General features: G+C 68.6%; 16 protein-coding genes. 10 read left to right on the top strand and 6 right to left on the bottom strand.

Annotation, left to right across the window (positions count from 1 at the left end; translation table 11 throughout):
• Nucleotides 1-171 precede the first annotated feature (171 nt).
• From Q0C41_RS16140 to Q0C41_RS16130, 3 genes are all read left to right on the top strand, one after another.
• Nucleotides 172-852: a succinate dehydrogenase cytochrome b subunit gene (locus Q0C41_RS16140; RefSeq protein WP_291985224.1), complete on the top strand. Its 681-nt coding sequence runs from the start codon at nucleotides 172-174 to the stop codon at nucleotides 850-852.
• On the top strand, nucleotides 852-2,765 hold the full coding sequence (locus Q0C41_RS16135) for a fumarate reductase/succinate dehydrogenase flavoprotein subunit (protein ID WP_291985222.1): 1,914 nt from the start codon (nucleotides 852-854) through the stop codon (nucleotides 2,763-2,765). Before Q0C41_RS16140 ends, Q0C41_RS16135 begins: the two co-directional genes overlap by 1 nt.
• Nucleotides 2,766-2,901: 136 nt before the next feature.
• Nucleotides 2,902-3,648, top strand: coding sequence for a succinate dehydrogenase/fumarate reductase iron-sulfur subunit (locus tag Q0C41_RS16130; protein WP_367079228.1), 747 nt, complete (start codon nucleotides 2,902-2,904; stop codon nucleotides 3,646-3,648).
• Between the two features lie 84 nt (nucleotides 3,649-3,732).
• Here Q0C41_RS16130 and mdh read toward each other — a convergent pair whose 3' ends face one another.
• From mdh to Q0C41_RS16115, 3 genes are all read right to left on the bottom strand, one after another.
• Nucleotides 3,733-4,659 carry a malate dehydrogenase gene (mdh, locus tag Q0C41_RS16125; RefSeq protein WP_291985218.1) on the bottom strand — a complete coding sequence of 309 codons (927 nt, stop codon included), beginning with the start codon at nucleotides 4,657-4,659 and terminating at the stop codon, nucleotides 3,733-3,735.
• A gap of 159 nt (nucleotides 4,660-4,818) precedes the next feature.
• Nucleotides 4,819-6,066, bottom strand: a complete 1,248-nt coding sequence (icd, locus tag Q0C41_RS16120; protein ID WP_291985215.1) for an NADP-dependent isocitrate dehydrogenase — start codon at nucleotides 6,064-6,066, stop codon at nucleotides 4,819-4,821.
• Nucleotides 6,067-6,314: 248 nt separating this feature from the next.
• Nucleotides 6,315-6,839, bottom strand: a complete 525-nt coding sequence (locus Q0C41_RS16115) for a hypothetical protein (protein ID WP_291985213.1) — start codon at nucleotides 6,837-6,839, stop codon at nucleotides 6,315-6,317.
• Between the two features lie 87 nt (nucleotides 6,840-6,926).
• Here Q0C41_RS16115 and kdsB point away from each other — a divergent pair, with 87 nt between their 5' ends.
• Genes kdsB through coaE form a run of 7 tightly spaced genes read left to right on the top strand, consistent with a single transcriptional unit; the run spans nucleotide 6,927 to nucleotide 13,638 of the window.
• A complete protein-coding gene (kdsB, locus tag Q0C41_RS16110) occupies nucleotides 6,927-7,700 on the top strand; it encodes a 3-deoxy-manno-octulosonate cytidylyltransferase (RefSeq protein ID WP_291985211.1) in 774 nt (257 codons plus the stop codon).
• 8 nt (nucleotides 7,701-7,708) lie between these two features.
• Nucleotides 7,709-9,379: a CTP synthase gene (locus Q0C41_RS16105; RefSeq protein WP_291985209.1), complete on the top strand. Its 1,671-nt coding sequence runs from the start codon at nucleotides 7,709-7,711 to the stop codon at nucleotides 9,377-9,379.
• A gap of 58 nt (nucleotides 9,380-9,437) precedes the next feature.
• Nucleotides 9,438-10,253 carry a 3-deoxy-8-phosphooctulonate synthase gene (gene kdsA, locus Q0C41_RS16100; RefSeq protein WP_291985207.1) on the top strand — a complete coding sequence of 272 codons (816 nt, stop codon included), beginning with the start codon at nucleotides 9,438-9,440 and terminating at the stop codon, nucleotides 10,251-10,253.
• A gap of 8 nt (nucleotides 10,254-10,261) precedes the next feature.
• Nucleotides 10,262-11,242 (top strand): KpsF/GutQ family sugar-phosphate isomerase, encoded by a 981-nt coding sequence (locus tag Q0C41_RS16095; protein WP_291985205.1) that lies wholly within the window; start codon nucleotides 10,262-10,264, stop codon nucleotides 11,240-11,242.
• Nucleotides 11,242-11,790 carry an HAD family hydrolase gene (locus Q0C41_RS16090; RefSeq protein ID WP_291985203.1) on the top strand — a complete coding sequence of 183 codons (549 nt, stop codon included), beginning with the start codon at nucleotides 11,242-11,244 and terminating at the stop codon, nucleotides 11,788-11,790. Before Q0C41_RS16095 ends, Q0C41_RS16090 begins: the two co-directional genes overlap by 1 nt.
• On the top strand, nucleotides 11,787-13,013 hold the full coding sequence (locus tag Q0C41_RS16085) for a tetratricopeptide repeat protein (protein ID WP_291985201.1): 1,227 nt from the start codon (nucleotides 11,787-11,789) through the stop codon (nucleotides 13,011-13,013). The genes Q0C41_RS16090 and Q0C41_RS16085 overlap by 4 nt, the downstream gene beginning before the upstream one ends.
• Complete coding sequence (gene coaE, locus Q0C41_RS16080; protein WP_291985199.1) at nucleotides 13,006-13,638, top strand: dephospho-CoA kinase; 633 nt, start codon at nucleotides 13,006-13,008, stop codon at nucleotides 13,636-13,638. Before Q0C41_RS16085 ends, coaE begins: the two co-directional genes overlap by 8 nt.
• A 10-nt stretch (nucleotides 13,639-13,648) precedes the next feature.
• On the opposite strand, the gene Q0C41_RS16075 is transcribed toward coaE, so the two are convergent.
• The 3 genes from Q0C41_RS16075 to Q0C41_RS16065 form a co-directional block, all read right to left on the bottom strand.
• Complete coding sequence (locus Q0C41_RS16075; protein ID WP_291985197.1) at nucleotides 13,649-14,578, bottom strand: bifunctional 5,10-methylenetetrahydrofolate dehydrogenase/5,10-methenyltetrahydrofolate cyclohydrolase; 930 nt, start codon at nucleotides 14,576-14,578, stop codon at nucleotides 13,649-13,651.
• Nucleotides 14,578-16,062, bottom strand: a complete 1,485-nt coding sequence (locus tag Q0C41_RS16070; RefSeq protein ID WP_291985195.1) for an amino acid permease — start codon at nucleotides 16,060-16,062, stop codon at nucleotides 14,578-14,580. Before Q0C41_RS16070 ends, Q0C41_RS16075 begins: the two co-directional genes overlap by 1 nt.
• Nucleotides 16,063-16,171: 109 nt before the next feature.
• On the bottom strand, nucleotides 16,172-16,409 hold a 238-nt coding region (locus Q0C41_RS16065; RefSeq protein ID WP_291985193.1), incomplete at its 5' end, for a thiamine phosphate synthase.

Here is a 16,409-nt window from a genome sequence, read left to right as displayed (position 1 = left end):
TGCCCGGGAACGTCCGCGGGTATACCATCTCGTGGGTTCGGGCCGCCAAGCACCTCACGGGGATGCCCATCCACCAGCGTTGCGCCCTACGCCAGATGCCATCCGACAGTTCAGTGCCTTCCTCGACGCACCCGGACGCCTGTGCAGGCGAGACGGGCTGCGGAGTTTGACATGTCCAGTCGTCCTACGTTCTTCTCGTCCACGGTCGGTTCCAAGATTCTCATCGGGCTCACGGGCCTGATGCTCTTCGGGTTCCTGATCGGTCACCTGGCAGGCAATCTGTCGCTGCTGGTCGGCGCCGAGGCGTTCAACGCCTACGCCCACAAGCTGGAGTCGCTCGGTCCCCTGCTCTACCTCGTCGAGGCAGGGCTGGTCGGCGTCTTCTTCCTCCACGTCGTCAAGACCCTGGCCAACTACCGCCGGAACGCAGCGGCACGCCCCGCCGCCTACCGGGAGAAGAAATGGGCCGGCCACACGAGCCGCAAGACGTGGTCCTCGACCACGATGGCGCTCACGGGCCTGTTCATCCTCTTCTTCGTCGTCGTGCACATCCGGACCTTCAAGTTCGGCCCGTGGTACACCGACGCCGCGACCGGCCACCGCGACCTGTACCGCCTGGTCGCCGAGATCTACGAGAACCCGCTGTACGTGGCGTTCTACGTCGTGGCGATGGGCCTCATCGGGATGCACCTCAATCACGGCATCTCGAGCGCGACCCAGTCGCTCGGGCTCTCGAACCAGCGCACGGGGCGCACCCTCGTGCTCGGCGGCCGCATCCTGGCGGTGCTCATCGCCGTCGGGTTCGCCGCCCTGCCGCTCTACATGTACTTCGCTCACCAGGTGGCCCAGTGATGACGCTCGACAGCAAGGTCCCGGGTGGTCCCATCGAAGGCAAGTGGGACCGGCACAAGTTCGACTCCAAGCTGGTCAATCCGGCCAACCGGCGCAAGCTCACCGTCCTGTGCGTGGGGACGGGGCTGGCGGGCGCCTCGGCGTCGGCCGCGCTGGGCGAGCTGGGCTACAACGTCCTCACCTTCTGCATCCACGACAGCCCGCGCCGCGCCCACTCGATCGCGGCGCAGGGCGGCATCAACGCCGCCAAGAACTACCGCAACGACGGCGACAGCGTCTACCGGCTGTTCTACGACACGGTGAAGGGCGGCGACTATCGCGCCCGTGAAGCCAACGTCTACCGCCTCGCCCAGGTGAGCGTCGACATCATCGACCAGTGTGTCGCGCAGGGCGTCCCCTTCGCCCGCGAGTACGGCGGGCTGCTCGACAACCGGTCCTTCGGTGGCGCGCAGGTCTCGCGCACGTTCTACGCGCGCGGTCAGACCGGCCAGCAGCTGCTGATCGGCGCCTACCAGTCGATGATGCGGCAGGTCGATGCCGGCACCGTGACGCTGATGCCGCAGCGCGAAATGCTCGACGTCGTCATCGTCGACGGCCAGGCCCGCGGCATCATCACGCGCAACCTGACGACGGGCGAGCTGGAGAAGTGGGCCGGCGATGCGGTGTTGCTGGCCACCGGCGGGTACGGCACGGCCTACTACCTGTCGACCAACGCGGTGAACAGCAACGTCACGGCGTCGTGGCGCGCGCACAAGCGGGGCGCGCTGTTCGCCAACCCGTGCTTCACGCAGATTCACCCGACCTGCATTCCCGTCTCCGGCGACCATCAGAGCAAGCTGACGCTCATGAGCGAGAGCCTGCGCAACGACGGGCGTGTCTGGGTGCCGAAGACGCCAGGCGACAGGCGTCCTCCCCAGCAGATTCCGGAAGCCGAGCGGGACTACTACCTCGAGCGCCGGTATCCGAGCTTCGGCAATCTCGTCCCCCGCGACGTCGCCTCGCGCGCCGCCAAGCTGGTGTGCGACGAAGGCCTCGGCGTCGGTGAGACCGGTCTGGCCGTCTATCTGGACTTCGCCGATTCGATCAATCGCCTCGGCAAGGATGTCATCAAGCAGCGCTACGGCAACTTGTTCGACATGTACCAGAAGATCACCGACGACAACCCGTACGAAGTGCCGATGCGGATCTTCCCCGCCGTGCACTACACGATGGGCGGCCTGTGGGTGGACTACAACCTGATGAGCACCATCCCGGGCCTGCATGTGCTCGGGGAGGCCAACTTCTCGGATCACGGTGCCAATCGTCTCGGGGCGAGCGCGCTGATGCAGGGCCTGGCCGACGGGTACTTCGTCATTCCCTACACGCTGAGCCACTACCTCGCGAGCACGGCGCTGCCCAAGGTCACCACCGACCACGACGCCTTCCGCGAGGCGGCGAGCAACGCCCAGGGGCAGATCAGTCGACTGCTGTCGATCAAGGGCAACAAGACGCCCCGCGAACTGCATCGGCAGCTCGGACGCGTGGTGTGGGACTACGTCGGCATGTCGCGCACGGCCGAGGGCCTGAAGAAGGCGCTCACCGAGATCCCGCGTCTGCGCGACGAGTTCTGGCAGAACGTGTCGGTGCCGGGCGAGGCCAACAACATGAACAAGAACCTCGAGTACGCCGGTCGCGTCGCCGACTACCTCGAGTTCGCCGAGTTGCTGGCCCTCGACGCGCTGACGCGTGAGGAATCGTGCGGCGGGCACTTCCGCGAGGAATACCAGACGCCCGACAACGAGGCGGCCCGCAACGACGAGCAGTTCGCCCACGCCGCGGCGTGGGAGTTCACCGGTGTCGGCCAGGCCCCCGTGCGCCACGTGGAGCCACTGCAGTTCGAGTACGTCAAGCCGAGCCAGCGGAGCTACAAGTAGCTGCCGGACTCGTCCGGCAGCCAGCGAATCAGGAATCGGGCAGCGGGCTGCGTCGTCCGGGCACCGCACAAGAGAACACGAAGGCCGACGGCCGACTGACGAAGGCCGTCCCGGGGTAGAGACAACGATGGGTGCACTGAATCTGACATTGCGCGTGTGGCGCCAGCCGGGTCCCGACGCCCCTGGCCGCCTGGTCGAGTACAAGGCCGAGCACATCTCGCCCGACATGTCGTTCCTCGAGATGCTCGACGTCGTCAACGAGGGGCTCATCCGCAAGGGCGAGGAACCCATCTCGTTCGATTCCGACTGCCGCGAAGGCATCTGCGGCACGTGTGGCTGCATGGTCAACGGCGTCGCGCACGGTCCAGACGCCGGCACGACCGTCTGCCAGCTGCACATGCGTCGGTTCCGCAACGGCGACACCATCACGATCGAGCCCTGGCGCGCCGCGGCGTTCCCGGTCGTCAAGGATCTCGTGGTGGACCGGAGTGCGCTCGACCGCATCGTGCGTGCCGGCGGCTACATCTCGATGAACGTCGGCGCCGCCCCCGACGCCAACGCGATCCCGGTGCCCAAGCTGGTGGCCGACACCGCCTTCGACGCCGCGGCCTGCATCCAGTGCGGCGCGTGCGTGGCCGCGTGCAAGAACGCCTCGGCCGCGCTCTTCACCTCGGCCAAGATCGCCCATCTCAACGCGCTGCCCCAGGGCCAGGCCGAGCAGCACCGCCGGGCCGTGCGCATGGTCGAGCAGATGGACATCGAGGGGTTTGGGGCCTGCTCCAACGAAGGCGAATGCGAAGCGGTGTGCCCGAAGGAAATCCGCATCACGAACATCGCCACGATGAACCGCGCCTACCTCAAGGCGCAACTCGTCGCGCGCTGACGCGCCTTGGCGCGGGCGGACATGACAAAGGGCGGTCCCGGGAATCCCGGGACCGCCCTTTTCTCGTGGTGACGCCCGTCGAGGCTACACGCCGATGACGGTCGTGAGCTCCTTCACGGCGGCAGCCGACTTGTTCAGGGCCGCCTGCTCGTCGGCCGACAGCGTGATCTGGATCACCTGCTCGACCCCCTTGGCGCCGAGCTTCACCGGCACGCCGAGGAACTGATCGCTGACACCGTACTCGCCGTTCAGGTATACCGAGCAGGGCTCGATCAGCTTCTTGTCCTTGAGAATGGCCTCGACCATGCGAGCCGAGGACTGGCCCGGCGCGTACCACGCGCTGGTGCCCACCAGCTTGGTGATCTCGGCGCCGCCATTGGCCGTGCGGTCGCAGATCGCCTTGATGCGCTCTTCCGACAGCAGCTCGGTGATCGGGATGCCGGCGACCGTCGAGTAGCGCGGCAGCGGCACCATCGTGTCGCCGTGGCCACCGAGCACGAAGGCGTGGACGTTCTCGACCGAGACGCTCAGTTCGGTGGCGATGAAGGCGCGCATGCGGGCCGAGTCGAGCACCCCCGCCATGCCGATGACGCGCTCGCGCGGCAGGCCGCTGAGGCGATACACCGCCTGCGCCATGGCGTCGAGCGGGTTGGCCACGACGATGATGATCGCGTCGGGCGAGTGCTTCATCACGTTGGCCGTGACGTCCTGCATGATCTTGTAGTTGACGGCGAGCAGGTCGTCGCGGCTCATGCCCGGCTTGCGCGGCACGCCCGAGGTGATGACGACCACATCGGAGCCGGCCGACAGCGCGTAGTCGCTGCCGCCGACGACGCGGGTGTCACTGCCCTCGACGGGGCAGGTCTGGAGGATGTCGAGCGCGATGCCTTGCGCCTTGGTGTCGGCGATGTCGATGATGACGACATCGGCCAGTTCGCGATTGGCGATGGAACGCGCCACGGTGGCGCCCACGTTGCCGGCGCCGCCGACCACGGTCACTTTGCGATTCATTCTCTGACTCCTGAAACAGCCGCCGGCCTGCGGCCGTCGGCATCACTCACGGTTGGTATCGGGAGTCGGGAGTGGGGAGTCGGGAGTCGAACGCGCGAGTCGTGCCGGCGATTCCCGATTCCCGATTCCCGATTCCCGATTCCCGGCGGCGAAGCCGTGCTACATGTGGCTGATGATGGCGTCGCCGAACGCCGAGCACGAGACCTCGGTCGAGCCGGCGATGAGACGCGCGAGATCGTAGGTCACGGTCTTGGCGTCGATGCTCTTCTCGAGACCGGCCACGATCAGGTCGGCCGCTTCGTTCCAGCCGAGGAAGCGGAACATCATCTCGCCCGAGAGGATGACCGACCCTGGATTGACCTTGTCCAGGTTCGCGTACTTGGGCGCGGTGCCGTGCGTGGCTTCGAAGACGGCATGGCCGGTCACGTAGTTGATGTTGCCGCCGGGGGCGATCCCGATGCCACCGACCTGCGCCGCGAGGGCATCCGAGATGTAGTCGCCATTCAGGTTCAGCGTGGCGATGACGTCGTACTCCGCCGGGCGGGTCAGGATCTGCTGCAGGAAGGCATCGGCGATGACGTCCTTGATGATCACGCCGCCGGGCAACTGGCACCACGGGCCACCGTCGACCTCGACGGCCCCGAACTCCCGCTTGGCGAGTTCGTAGCCCCAGTCACGGAAGGCGCCTTCCGTGAACTTCATGATGTTGCCCTTGTGCACCAGCGTGACGCTCTTGCGCTTGTTGGCAATGGCGTACTCGATGGCCGCGCGCACGAGGCGCTCGGTGCCCTCGCGCGACACGGGCTTGATGCCGAGGCCGACGGAGTCTGGGAACCGAATCTTGCCGAACGCCTTGGGGAAGGCCCCCTTGAGCAGTTCCTTCAGTTGCGCGACTTCCGGGGTGCCCTCGGCGAACTCGATGCCGGCGTAGATGTCCTCGGTGTTCTCGCGGAAGATGACCATGTCCACGAGATCGGGGCGCTTGACCGGCGTCTCCATGCCGTTGAAGTACCGCACCGGGCGCAGGCAGGTGTAGAGGTCGAGTTCCTGGCGGAGCGCGACGTTCAGCGAGCGGATGCCGCCGCCGACCGGCGTGGTCAGCGGTCCCTTGATGCCGACGAGATACTCGCGGAACGCGGTGAGCGTGTCGGCCGGGAGCCATTCGTTGACCGTGTTGAACGCCTTCTCGCCGGCCAGCACCTCGAACCACACCACCTGGCGTTTGCCGCCGTAGGCCTTCTGCACGGCGGCATCGAAGACGCGCACGCTGGCACGCCAGATGTCGGCGCCGATGCCGTCGCCTTCGATGAACGGAAGAATGGGGCGGTCCGGAACGACGAGCGCGTTGGCGTGCCGGGTGATGGGCGCGCCGTCGGTCGGCGCCGTGAGATGCGTGAACTGCGGCATGGAGGTGAGGGTCCTGTGAATTAGGTCACGCCCCTGTGGCTCGTCACACGATATTCACAGAAGCTGTGGAAAACCCTGTTCAAAAGCCATCGGTGACAGGGTCTAACTCGTGACGACATCGAAGCTGCGAGCGTCTTGCACCAACTTGGTGCGTCGCCGGAACAGCCGCGCGCCGAGCCCGACGATTATACCCGCCTCCGCCAAGGCTTCGGCGGGCAAGCCGCGCGCCAAGGTGCAGGCGGGCGGCGTCACGGGCGCAACGCGAGGCGCAGCGTGCGCTGCTCGGGCAGCAACCGCACCTCCACGCTTCGGTCGGCGATGCGGTCCACGCGGTAGACCTGCTCGACCACGTCACCGACCCGCGCGTGCTGGACGCCGCGCGGACCAGCGAGGATCGCCGTCCGTACCACCGCCCCGGCCTCGCGCGCCTCGGCCACGCCAATCAGGTCGAGCCTCGGCCACGTGGGGGCCGCGACCACCCCGGACGAGGACGACGGGCCGGCAGCCGGCGCGACGGACCGCTCCCCCACAGGGAGTGCGACACGCGGCGCCGCGCCAGACTGGAAGGGGTTGCGGCCGGGCTCGGGCACCGGACGCACGTCGTGCGCCGCGAGCCGGTCGAGCCCGACCGCTGGCACCGCGGACGCGGGCCGAGACAACGCCGCACGGCCGCCCGTCTGTACAGGGGGCGCCGGCACGGACGGCATGAGGGCCCAGTACCAGGCGCCCGCCATGGCCACAAGCAGCCCCGCTGCCACGACAGGCCTCGACATCGGGGCGATCATACCCAGAACGGCACACGGCAAGGCCACGTGCGCCACGGCTCAAGCGCGGCCGTGTCGTGCGTGCTAGAATTCCGCGTGCCGCACAGTGCCGGATCCGTCACCCGGTCACCCGCGACGGCTGTCGCCGTCATTCCCGCTCGATTCTCCTCTACGCGTCTCCCGGGCAAGCCTCTCGCCGACATTCACGGTCGGCCGATGATCGAGCACGTGTATCGACGTGCCGCGGCGGCCTCGTCGGTGTCGCGCGTGATCGTGGCGACCGACGATCTGCGGGTGTTCGAGGCGGTCCGTGCCTTCGGCGGTGAAGTGGTGATGACCTCGCCCGACCATCGCACCGGCAGCGAGCGCGTGGCGGAGGTGGCCGCGCGACTCGACGCCGATTTGATCGTGAACGTGCAGGGCGACGAACCGCTGCTGGCCCCCACCATGATCGACGACGCGGTCGCCGCGTGCGTGACGGATCCAGCGGTGATGCTGAGCACGGTGCGGTCGCGCATCACGGACCCGGCGGAGATCGCGAGTCCGGCCGTGGTGAAGGTGGTCACCGACCTGCGCGGACGCGCGCTGTACTTCACGCGCGCCGCCGTGCCGTTCCTGCGTGATCCGGGGACGCCCGTGACGTGGTACAAGCACGTCGGGCTCTACGTCTACCGCCGCGAATTCCTGCTCGCCTTCGCGGCGCTGGCCCCGACCCCGCTGGAACTGAGTGAATCCCTGGAACAGTTGCGCGCTCTCGAGCACGGGCACGCAATCATGACCGTCGAGTCCCGCCACGAGGCGCTCGGCGTGGATACTCCCGACGATCTCGAACGGGTGCGCCGCCTGCTCGCGGTGCCCGCAATTTCCTGATGTCCACCATGCAGACTTCGCAGCCACCTCGACCCGTCAAGTACATCTTCGTCACCGGTGGCGTGGTGTCCTCGCTCGGGAAGGGGTTGGCCGCCGCCTCCATCGGCGCCCTCCTCGAGAGCCACGGCTTCAAGGTCACGCTGCAGAAGTTCGACCCGTACATCAACGTCGACCCCGGCACGATGTCGCCGTACCAGCACGGCGAGGTCTACGTCACCGACGATGGCACGGAGGGCGACCTCGACCTCGGTCACTACGAGCGGTTCACCAACACGGTGACGTCCAGGAACTCCAACTGGACGACCGGCAAGATCTACCTCTCGGTGATTCAGCGCGAGCGCCGCGGCGACTACCTCGGGGCGACGGTGCAGGTGATTCCGCACATCACCAACGCCATCAAGGAGAGCATCCTCGCCATCTCGGACGGCGTCGACGTCGTGCTGGTCGAAATCGGCGGCACCGTCGGCGACATCGAGAGCCTGCCGTTCCTCGAAGCCATCCGCCAGTTCCGCCAGGACGTCGGCCGCGAGAACACGCTCTACATCCACCTGACGCTGGTGCCGCACGTCAGCACCGCCGGCGAGCTGAAGACCAAGCCGACGCAGCACAGCGTGCGCGACCTGCGCTCGATCGGCATCCAGCCCGACATCCTGCTGTGCCGCACCGATCGCACGCTGCCGCGCGACATCAAGCGGAAGATCGCCCTGTTCTGCGACGTCAACGAGGACGCCGTCATCACCGCGCGCGACGTCTCGAGCGTCTACGAGGTGCCGCTCGCCCTCGCCGAGGAGGGCATCGATCGGATCGTCCTGAAGCAGTTGTCGCTGCCCAACGAACCGCGACCGGCCGGGCTCTGGGAGTCGTTGCTCGATCGGATCAAGCACCCGCAGGATCAGGTCACCATCCACGTCGTCGGCAAGTACGTCGGGCTCGAGGATTCGTACAAGAGCCTGACTGAAGCGTTGTTCCACGGCGGCTTCCATCACCGGCTCAAGGTCAACGTGAAGTGGATCGAGGCCGAGGCGCTCGAGGTCGAAGGCGGTGAGCACGAACTCGACGGCGCCGACGGCATCCTCGTGCCAGGCGGCTTTGGCAATCGCGGCACGCGCGGGATGATGAAGGCCGTCGAGGTCGCGCGCGCCCGGCGGATCCCGTTCTTCGGCATCTGCTACGGCTTCCAGTGGGCCACCGTCGAGTACGCGCGCAACGTCTGCGGCATCACGCAGGCCGATTCGACCGAGGTGGCCCCCGACACGGCCGACAAGGTCATCTACAAGCTGCGTGACCTGCTCGGCGTGGACGACCTCGGTGGCACCATGCGCCTCGGGTCGTATGCCTGCCAGCTCAAGCCGGGGTCGCTGGCACACGCCCTCTACGGCTCCGACGTGATCCACGAGCGGCACCGCCATCGCTACGAGTTCAACTGCCTCTACGAGCCGGCGATCACGGAAAAGGGGCTCGAGATCGTCGGACGCTCCCTCGACGGCAAGTTCGTCGAGATGGTGGAACTGCCATCGCATCCCTGGTTCATCGCGGTGCAGTTCCATCCGGAGTTCAAGTCCAAGCCGCTGAAGCCGCACCCGCTGTTTGCCGGCTTCGTCGAGGCGACGCACAAGCATGCGCTCGCCGCCAGGGCCGCGGTCACTGCCGCCGACGCCCCCGCCGAGACCGTGGTGTAGGCGGCAGGGCCGCCGCCGCGACCGGGCTCTGCCCCACCCGCGCCGCTATAATGCCGGGGTGCAACCCGTCCATGTGGGACCAGTGACGTTCGGCACGGGGACCCTCGTGCTGATCGCCGGTCCCTGCGTCATCGAGAGCGAGGCGCACGCGCTCGACGTGGCGCATGCCGTGGCAGCCGTCGCGCGCGCCGCGCAGGTGCCGTACATCTTCAAGGCCTCGTTCGACAAGGCCAACCGCACGTCCCTGGCCTCGTTCCGCGGCCCCGGGCTCGAGTCGGGTCTGCGCACCCTCGCACGGATCAAGGCCGAGGTCGGCGTCCCGGTCCTCACCGACATCCACGACGCCTCGCAGGCAGCGCCCGTGGCCGCCGTCGTCGATGTGCTGCAGATCCCGGCCTTCCTCTGCCGGCAGACCGACCTGCTCGTGGCCGCCGCGCACACGGGCGCCGTCGTCAACATCAAGAAGGGCCAGTTTCTCGCGCCCGCCGACATGCGGCACCCGCTCGAGAAGGTGCGGGTTTCCGGCGCCGGGGGCGTGCTCCTCACCGAACGCGGGACGTCCTTCGGGTATCACAACCTCGTGGTGGACATGCGCGCCTTCCCGCAGATGCGGGCGCTGGGGGTGCCGGTGATCTACGACGTCACGCACAGCCTGCAGTTGCCAGGGGCGGGCGATGGGCGCACCGCCGGCCAGGCGGAGTACATCGCGACGATGGCCTCGGCCGGCGTGGCGGCCGGTGTGGACGGGGTCTTCATGGAAGTGCATGAGGAGCCCGCCCGGGCGAAGTCCGATGCCGAGAACGCCCTGCGCCTCGACCTGCTCCCCGCGCTGTTGCAGCGCCTGCAACGGATCCACGCGGCGGCGCAGGCGTGATGACCGTCATGGCCGACCGCAGCTTCGCGTCTCCCACCCTCGCACTGGCGGCGCGCGTCCTCCACACCGAGGCGGTCGCCGTCGAGGGCCTCATCGGCCGCCTCGACACTCGCTTCGAGCGCGCCGTCGGGTTGCTGGCCCGCTGCCGCGGCCGCGTCATCGTCACCGGCATGGGCAAGTCCGGCCTGATCTGCCGCAAGATCGCCGCCACGCTGGCAAGCACCGGGACGCCCGCGTTCTTCCTGCACCCCGCCGACGCCCTGCACGGCGATCTCGGCGTCGTGACGGCTGACGATGTGGTGCTGGCGCTGTCGCACGGCGGCGAGACGCCCGAGGTCGTGCGCCTGTCGGAGGTCGTCAAGCGCCTGGGTGCCACGCTGGTGGCCATGACGGGCACGCCGCACTCCACCCTCGCGCAGGTCGCCGACGTCCATCTCGATTGCGGCATCGACGAGGAAGCCTGTCCGCTCAACCTCGCCCCGACGGCCAGCACCACCGCCGCCCTCGCCCTTGGTGACGCCCTGGCCATGGTGCTCGCCACCGAGAAGGGCTTCGGCGCCGACGACTTCGCGCACCGACACCCCGGCGGTTCGCTCGGCAAGAAGCTGATGCGGGTCGCCCAGTTGATGCATGCCGGCGATCAGCTGCCACGCGTCGACGAGGGCGCGCTGCTGCGCGACGTGATCTACGAGATGAGCCGCAAGGGCCTCGGCATGACGTGCGTGGTCGATGCCGACGGTCGGCTGGCCGGCATCGTCACCGACGGCGACCTTCGGCGCCTGATGATGCGCGAGGGGGATGTCACGGCGAGGACCGCGCGCGAGATCATGACCGCGCACCCGGTGACCATCACCGGCGACCTGCTCGCCGCCCAGGCCCTGCAGATCATGGAAGCGCGTCGCATCACCTCGGTGCCCGTGCTCGACGCCGCGCACCGGCCGACAGGCGTGCTGCACCTGCACGACCTGTGGCAGACGGAGTTGTTCTGATGGCGACCCGCCCCTCGTCCGAGGTCGTCGACCGCGCCCGCCGCATCCGCGTCCTGCTGTTCGACGTCGACGGCGTGCTGACCGACGGCGGCGTCATCGTGCATGCCGACGGATCCGAGTCCAAGCGCTTCGACATCAAGGACGGTGCCGGGATCGTGATGGCCCGGAAGGCCGGATTGACCGTGGGCCTGATCTCGGCCCGCCAGTCGGCCTCGACGCAGCACCGGGCCCGACAGCTCGGCATGGATCCCGTCCGCCTCGGGGTCACCGACAAGGCCGCGACCCTCGAGGAACTGATGCACGCGCACGACTGGCACGCCGAGGAGGTCGCCTACATGGGCGACGATGTGGTAGACCTGCCAGTGCTGCGGCGGGTGGGCCTGTCGGCCTGCCCGTCCGACGCGGTGGCCGAGGTCCAGGCCGCGGTGCATGTCGTGTCGCCTCGTCCTGGCGGGTACGGCGCCGCCCGGGCCCTGATCGAGGACATCCTCCACGCCCAGGGGCGCTGGGACGCGGTCGTCGCGGCTCATCCCCACGAACGCCCGTGATCGCTGACTACTTCCCTCTCCTCTCTGCGCTCGTCGCCCTCCTGCTCGGCCTGGCCGCCGGCAAGGCCTGGGAGCGGTACAAGCTGCACGAAGGCCGCTGGATCGATCGCCGCAAGGCGCGCCAGTCGCCGCACTACATCCAGGGGCTCAACTTCCTGGTCGCCAACCAGCTCGATCACGCCATCGAGGAGCTGAGTCAGGCGGCCAGAGTCGACGAGGAGGCGGTCGAGATCCACATGATTCTCGGCAACCTGTATCGCGAGAAGGGCCACGTCGGGCGCGCGATCCAGATCCACCAGCAGATCCTGCAGCGGCCGCGCATCAGCAAGCTCGAACACACTTATGCCCTGCTCTGCCTCGGCCTCGACTTCACCCGCGGAGGGTTCGTCGACCGCGCGCACGAAGCCTTCGGCGAGGTGCTGCGTCTGGACCCGAGCAACGAGCACGCGCTGCTGCAGTTGCAGAAGCTGTACGAGGATCAGAACCAGTGGTCCGAGGCCTACCGGGTCCGTCGGGAACTGGCGCGCGAGGACGAGCCCGAGCAGCGCACCCGTCGGCATCTCCAGATTCAGGCCTTCCTCGAGAACGAGCTGGGCATGCAGGCGCTGGCCCGCCATGACCTGCCGGCGGCGCGCAAGCACTTCGAGGCGGCCATCGAGCAGGATGCCGAGGTCGCACCCGCGTACCTGAATCTGGGGGACGTCAAGCGCGATGCCGGCGACATGCCAGGCGCCGTGGAGATCTGGGAGCGCCTCGTCGCCTCGATGCCGGCGCGGGCCCACCTGGTCGCGGATCGCCTCGGCGATGCCTACACGGCGGCGGGTCGAGCCGATGCCTTCGAGCACCTCTTCCGCCGCATCGCCGCCGACCATCCGCAGGACTGGCGGGCTCGCCTGGCCCTGGCCCGGCACATGCTGCGGGCCGGCCGGCCCGAGGACGCCCTGCAGATGGTGCTCGCGGCCCTGACGATCAACCCGCACGCGCTGCTGGTGCACCAGTCGGCCTGGGACATCCTGCTCGCCCTGCACCTCGACAAGCCCTCGGTCGAGCGCTACGTCACCCACAGCCGCGATGCGGTGTTCTATCGCGATCCCCACATCTGCCTGCGCTGCCGCTATCGCAGCAAGGAGCTGCTGTGGCGCTGCCCGCATTGTCACGAGTGGAACTCGTTCGTCGAGGATCGTCTGGCGCCCGCCCGGCCGTCCGAGGACACCGATGCCTGAGGGCCTCCTCCGCGTCGGCCTGACCGGAGGGATCGCGACGGGCAAGTCCTACGTGACGCAACGCCTGCAGGCGGCGGGCCTGCCGACCATCGATGCCGACCGCCTGGCCCGTGAGGCGGTGGCGCCGGGATCGGAGGGGCTGCGCGCCGTGGTCAACCGCTTCGGGCGCGACATGCTCACCGACGCCGGGGCACTGGACCGGCCGCGTCTGGCCGCCGTGATCTTCCGCGATGCGTCGGCCCGTGCCGATCTCGAGGCGCTGATTCACCCCGAGGTGCGTCGCCGCATCGCCGACTGGCAGACGCAGCTGGCCCGTCACGGCTACCGCGGCCCCGTGATTGCCGACATTCCCCTGCTGTTCGAGACGGGACGCACGGGCGACTTCGATGCGCTCGTCGTGGTGGCCTGCGAGCCGGCGACGCAGCGCGCCCGCCTCATGGCCCGCGATGGCCTGACCGCCGAGGAGGCCGATCAGCGCATGGCGGCGCAGTGGCCGATCACGCACAAGCTGCGTGGCGCGGACTTCGTGGTCAGGACCGACGGCACGTTCGCGGAGACCGACGCGCAGGTGGACGCGCTGGTGGTGCAACTGTGGGCGCAGGCGGCCAGCCACGCGTCGACCTGAAGGTCGACGCCTACAGTGACTGTCGCCGCCGGGCCGCGGTGAGCGTGTTCTTCATCAGCATCGCGATGGTCAGTGGCCCCACCCCACCCGGGACGGGGGTGAGCGCGCCCGCGACCTCTTCCACGCGCGGATGGACATCGCCCATCAACACCGAGCCGCGCTGCTGCCAGGCGAGGTGGCGCTTCGAGCCCTCGCCGAAGAAGCGGACGACGTCGGCTTCGTCGGTCACGCGATTCATCCCGACATCGATGACGACGGCGCCCGGCTTGACGAAGTCGGCGGTGACGAAGCCGGCGCGGCCAATCGCCGCCACCAGGATGTCTGCCTCGCGGCACACGGCCGGCAGGTCCGGCGTCTTCGAGTGCGCGATGGTCACCGTCGCGTGTCGATGCAACAGCAGCAGCGCCATCGGCTTGCCGACGATGTCGCTGCGGCCGATGACGACGGCGCGCGTGCCGGCGATGGTGAGGCCTTCGCGCTCCATCATCTCGATGATGCCGGCCGGGGTGCAGGCGACCAGCCCCTCGCGGTTCTGGACCAGCCGCCCGACGTTCTCCGCCGTGAACCCATCGACGTCCTTGGCGGGGTCGATGGTCTCGAAGACGCGGCGCGCCGCATCGCTGCCCATGGCCGCCGGCAGCGGCGACTGCACCAGGATGCCGTCGATGGCCGGATCGGCGTTCAGGCTGCGCACCAGATCCAGCACCTCCTCGAGCGAGGTGGTGGCCGGGCGCTGGTGCAGGTCGACGCGGAAGCCGACCTCCGTGCCATGCGTGCGCTTGCTGCCGACGTAGACGTGCGACGCCGGATCGTCGCCCACGAGGACGAGGGCGAGCCCGGGGGGACGTCCCACCCGGGCCGTGAACTCGTGCACGTGCGGTTGCAGGTCGGCGCGCATCGTGCGCGCCAGGCCGGCGCCGTCCAGCAGGCGTGCAGCCATCAGGCGGCCTCGTTGTCCCGGCGCAGATGACTGTGGCGGTAGCCGTAGGCGAAGTAGACGACCACGCCGAGCACCATCCAGATGATCAGCCGCTCCCACGTGTGCCAGGGCAACCCGGCCATCAGGCCGAACGACACCAGCGCCGACAGCGGCGCGACGACGAAGACGGCCGGCACGCGGAAGGGACGCTCGATGTCGGGCCGCTTGATGCGCAGCATCAGGATGCCCACCGACACGATGACGAACGCCAGCAGCGTCCCGATGCTGACCAGTTCGCCGAGGATGTTGATGGGCGTGAAGCCGGCCGCGAGCGACACGACGACGCCCGTCAGGATCGTCGTGACGTGCGGGGTGCGGTACTTGGGGTGAATCTTGCGGGCCCAGGCCGGCAGCAGGCCGTCGTTGGCCATGGACAGGAAGACGCGCGGCTGCCCGAGCATCATCACCACCATCACCGAGCTGAGACCGGCGATCGCGCCGAGCTTGACGAGCATGGGCAGCACGGCGATGAGCGGCGCCAGGGCGGACCCTGCCGACTTGACGCGGGCCGCATCGATGGCCACGGCCATCGGCGCCGCGACACCGAGCTGGGTGTACGGCACCAGGCCGACCATCACGCCCGAGACCGCGACGTAGAGCAGCGTGCACACCACCAGCGACCCGAGGATGCCGATCGGCATGTCGCGCTGGGGGTTCTTGGCTTCCTGCGCCGCCGTGGAGACGGCGTCGAAGCCGATGAAGGCGAAGAAGATGACACCTGCCCCGCGCACCACCCCGCTCCAGCCGAAGACACCGAACTGGCCCGAGTTCTCGGGAATGAAGGGCGACCAGTTGGCCGTGTCGAGATACATCGCGCCGGCGCCGATCACGAGCAGCACCACCGCCACCTTGACGACAACGATGACGGCGTTGACGCGGGCCGACTCCTGGATGCCGACGACGAGCAGCGCGGTGACGGCGACGGCAATCAGTACGGCCGGCAGGTTGAACACCGCGGAGGTCGTGCTGCCGTCGGCCAGCGTGATGATCGTGCCTGGCGCCGAACTCAACGCCGCAGGAAACGTGATGCCGATGTCGTGCAGGAAGCTGACCACGTAGCCGGACCAGCCGACGGCCACGGTGGCGGCGCCGAGGGCGTACTCGAGGATGAGATCCCAGCCGATGATCCAGGCCACGAACTCGCCGAGCGTCGCGTAGCCGTAGGTGTACGCCGAGCCGGAGATGGGCACCGTCGAGGCGAACTCGGCGTAGCAGAGGCCGGCGAGGGCGCTGGCAAAGCCCGCCAGGACCATCGACAGGACGATGGCCGGGCCGGCATGCGCGGCGGCCGCTTGCCCGGTGAGCACGAAGATGCCGGTGCCGATGATGGCGCCGATTCCAAGTGTGGTCAGGTCCGTGGCACTCAGCACACGCTTCAGGCCGTGCTGATTCTCAGCGGCCTCGGCCCTGATGCGATCAATCGACTTGGTCGCAAACATCGACATTGAATACCCTCCGGAGTCGCCCTGCCGACGGGCAGGCCCGCTCCTGTGCGCCAGCCACGTGGCACTTCGTGCAGCAAAGACGGCGCATTATACACGCTCGACCGTGGGCTCAGGCCTCCCCGAGCACCCGCAGGAAGGCGCGGGCCCGGGCCTCCGGCGCCCCGTCGACCAGCAGGTCGCTGATCACCACGACCGCATCGGCGCCCGCGGCGACGACGGCCAGCGCCTGCGCCAGCGTGATGCCGCCGATGGCCACCAGCGGCATCGGGTCGCTGGTGCCGACACGCGCGCGCGCCGCCGCGACCAGGGCGGTCCCCACTGGCGCGTAGCCGGTGTTCTTGGTCTGC

The sequence above is a fragment of the Luteitalea sp. genome, from assembly GCF_022842525.1.
GTDB lineage: Bacteria > Acidobacteriota > Vicinamibacteria > Vicinamibacterales > Vicinamibacteraceae > Luteitalea.
Note: the sequence above shows the minus strand (reverse complement) of the source record. Positions and strands in the feature narration are given on the sequence as shown.

What these genes read in the sequence shown, in the direction of transcription:
- Q0C41_RS16140 (WP_291985224.1), top strand. Translation starts at nt 172, where the DNA reads ATGTCCAGTCGTCCTACGTTCTTCTCGTCCACGGTCGGTTCCAAGATT.
- Q0C41_RS16135 (WP_291985222.1), top strand. Translation starts at nt 852, where the DNA reads ATGACGCTCGACAGCAAGGTCCCGGGTGGTCCCATCGAAGGCAAGTGG.
- mdh (WP_291985218.1), bottom strand. Translation starts at nt 4,659, where the DNA reads ATGAATCGCAAAGTGACCGTGGTCGGCGGCGCCGGCAACGTGGGCGCC.
- icd (WP_291985215.1), bottom strand. Translation starts at nt 6,066, where the DNA reads ATGCCGCAGTTCACGCATCTCACGGCGCCGACCGACGGCGCGCCCATC.
- Q0C41_RS16115 (WP_291985213.1), bottom strand. Translation starts at nt 6,839, where the DNA reads ATGTCGAGGCCTGTCGTGGCAGCGGGGCTGCTTGTGGCCATGGCGGGC.
- Q0C41_RS16105 (WP_291985209.1), top strand. Translation starts at nt 7,709, where the DNA reads ATGCAGACTTCGCAGCCACCTCGACCCGTCAAGTACATCTTCGTCACC.
- Q0C41_RS16095 (WP_291985205.1), top strand. Translation starts at nt 10,262, where the DNA reads ATGGCCGACCGCAGCTTCGCGTCTCCCACCCTCGCACTGGCGGCGCGC.
- Q0C41_RS16090 (WP_291985203.1), top strand. Translation starts at nt 11,242, where the DNA reads ATGGCGACCCGCCCCTCGTCCGAGGTCGTCGACCGCGCCCGCCGCATC.
- coaE (WP_291985199.1), top strand. Translation starts at nt 13,006, where the DNA reads ATGCCTGAGGGCCTCCTCCGCGTCGGCCTGACCGGAGGGATCGCGACG.
- Q0C41_RS16075 (WP_291985197.1), bottom strand. Translation starts at nt 14,578, where the DNA reads ATGGCTGCACGCCTGCTGGACGGCGCCGGCCTGGCGCGCACGATGCGC.
- Q0C41_RS16070 (WP_291985195.1), bottom strand. Translation starts at nt 16,062, where the DNA reads ATGTCGATGTTTGCGACCAAGTCGATTGATCGCATCAGGGCCGAGGCC.